Annotated in this window: 1 protein-coding gene; it reads left to right on the forward strand. The window is 40.6% G+C overall.

Going from position 1 to position 2,939, the window contains the following annotated elements:
• The first annotated feature begins 696 nt into the window (after positions 1 to 696).
• On the forward strand, positions 697 to 2,529 hold the full coding sequence (locus IQ217_RS18625) for a TolB-like translocation protein (RefSeq protein ID WP_194021404.1): 1,833 nt from the start codon (positions 697 to 699) through the stop codon (positions 2,527 to 2,529).
• Positions 2,530 to 2,939: the final 410 nt, after the last annotated feature.

Genomic DNA, 2,939 nt, shown 5'->3' on the forward strand with positions numbered 1-2,939 from the left:
TTATACAGTTTACTATACGTGTCTACACATTGTACTGTCTTTTTCGCTTCTCTTACCTTCGTCATACTCCCTCCAAGCTTTCCAGCCTTTTATCTCCATTCTAATTCACCCATTTTGATGAAAGAGGTTTATATTTAAATGACTCATAAGGGGTGCATCCCATTTTTTCCAGTTCGATGATTTTAAGTATAAATACTCATCCTTGGATGCCTTTCAGAATAAGGCTTTGAGAATTGCTTTACAGTTTGCCCAGTAGGATTTTTGCAAAAGTGGGATGCTCCCCTCATAAGCTCTCACTTTTGGAAATATATCTTTATACAGTTCACTATATGTGTCTACACACTGTACTGTCTTTTTCGCCTCTCTTGTCCTTGTCATACTCCCTCCGGGCTTTTCAGCCTTTTACCTCCATTCTAATTCCCTCAGTCTGATGAAAGAGGGATAGACTGGCATTATTAGGGGCAGTGTGGAGTATTAGTTAGTCCAGTTTTCGATAATAAGCTTACAATATTATAAATTCTCTAACTCGCTGATTAGTCCATTTATTTGAGGTTCTATGTCGGCCGTAGGTAATATAACTTGTTAATTGAAAGTCAACTTATCTGCTTAGGTTTTTGTGGTCTTTAGTTTAAATTAGAACTTCCTCCAAATTAAACTTCTGCTTATGTTAATGACTCTAAATCAGGATCTTATTTCATGGTAACTAACTTAATTACGTTCGGAAGTAACAACACCGCCGCTAATGATAATAGTAAATTATCTTCCTTGGGAGGGGTGTTTGACGATAGTGGCAATCTTATTGTCTTTGATACCTTGGCATCAAATTTGATAGGAAGTATTGATGATAATAACCTAAACGATGTCTACATTTACAACATTTCTACTAAGACATACATAAATTTAACTCTGAGGGGACCCGTCGGCTCAATAAGCATTAACGGAAATGAAAATCCATCGATTAGTGGGGATGGAACCAGAGTGGTTTTCCAATACAGTAATCCTAGTACGGGATCCATCGATATTTACCTAGCAACGAATTTATTTGGTAATCCCCCAACTTTCAGTCTTGTTACCCCATTCAACACTAACAATAACATCAATGGTAGTAGCAGGAATCCTAAAATTAGCCGCAACGGCCGGTTTATAGTCTATGAAACTACAGCCACAATCCCAACGGGTTCAGGAGATGATGCCGATCGTGATTTTGATATAATTTTATTTGATACTGTCAACAATTCTAATACATGGGTTAGCCAAATAAGTAACTCTGGTGGTAATCCTTTCAGCCCCGGCTCTAGTACCAATGGCACGGTTAGCGAAGTGGGTACTGTTGCTTTTCAGTCTCTTGTTCCTGAAAATGAATTAATGCCTGGTCCGGCATTTGGGAACAATGGATTCTCAGACATTTTCCTATTTAGTGCATCTAATGCAGGTGAGACTTTAACATTAGTATCTTTCAATCAAAATATTGCTCCCTTGGTGGGGGCGAATGGTGGTAGTTTTAATGCCTCAATTTCTGCCAATGGTAACTTTATCGCCTATGAATCAGACGCAAGTAATTTAGTTGCTGGTGATACCAACGGTCAGCGGGACATTTTTGTATACAACGTCAACAATGGCACGAATAAGCGAATTAATTTGCGCCCAGGGGGCATACAAACCCAAGGCGCTAGCCGTACTCCCAGCATTAGTGCGGATGGACGCTTTGTTGCCTTTGCATCTGATGATTCAAGCCTTGTTGCAAATGACACTAATGGTGTAACTGACATATTTGTCTGGGACGGCATTGACAACTCCATCAAACGTGTGAGTTTAGGAACAAATGGAGAACAAGCTGATGCTCCTGCTAGTAACCCCATAATAAGTTCGGATGGACGATTTGTATCTTTTCAATCCCGATCTACGACATTAGGTATGCCCACTACTGCTGGGACGTTGAATATTTTTAGTGTTTCTACTAGCTCTAGCCCCAATCCGAATCCAAACCCTATCCCTAATCCGAACCCAAGTCCTATTCCCAATCCGAATCCAAGTCCTATTCCCAATCCGAATCCAAGTCCTGCCGATACTTTAACCTCTCCTTTCTTCCGTTTTCAGAATACCAATCAGCCTGGCACCTATTTATTTGTCAGTGCAGGTGAAGCTTCATCTATTCGGAGTAACCCTGGCTTAAGTCAGTTCGTAGAGGAAGGCATTGCTTTTCGGGTGGCTCTACAAAAAACAGATCCATTACAACAGGCATTCTTCCGTTTTCAAAATACTAGTCTGCCTGGCACCTACCTGTTTGCCAATGAAGGAGAAGCGGCAGCTATTCGCAGTAACCCCAACCTGAGCAATTTTGTAGAAGAAGGCCTTGCTTTTTATGCCTATGGACCAGGCACAGGCAACGGCACCGCTGATTTCACTCGTTTTCAGAGTGTAGGTGTTCCCGGTACTTATCTCTTTACTGCTCCTGGGGAAACTTCTTCTGTGATAGGAAACCCCAATTTTGTCAGGGAAGGAATTGCTTTTTCTGCCGCCCTTGGTTGATTTCCTTGAAAAAAGCTAATGCTTTGATTGAGTTTAATTAGCTAAAAGTTAACTTCATATTTTTGGGTAAAACCCTCTGGAAACGGAGGGTTTCTTGATTTTTTCTGTGGGTGAATCCAGTTTGTAATCTCGACAACAGGATAAGGCACAGCAACTAACCAGAATTCAAGTTAAGATTCATTAAAAAATCCTTGCAAGTCAACAACTTATAGACTGTCATCTGGTTTGTAGACTGGCATTATTAGGGGCAGTGTGGAGTATTAGTTAGCCCGATTTCTTATAATATCCCTCTTTCATCAAAATGGGTGAATTAGAATGGAGATAAAAGGCTGGAAAGCTTGGAGGGAGTATGACGAAGGTAAGAGAAGCGAAAAAGACAGTACAATGTGTAGACACGTATAGTAAACTGT

The sequence above is a fragment of the Synechocystis salina LEGE 00031 genome (assembly GCF_015207985.1).
GTDB lineage: Bacteria > Cyanobacteriota > Cyanobacteriia > Cyanobacteriales > Microcystaceae > Synechocystis > Synechocystis salina.

What these genes read in the sequence shown, in the direction of transcription:
- IQ217_RS18625 (WP_194021404.1), top strand. Translation starts at nt 697, where the DNA reads ATGGTAACTAACTTAATTACGTTCGGAAGTAACAACACCGCCGCTAAT.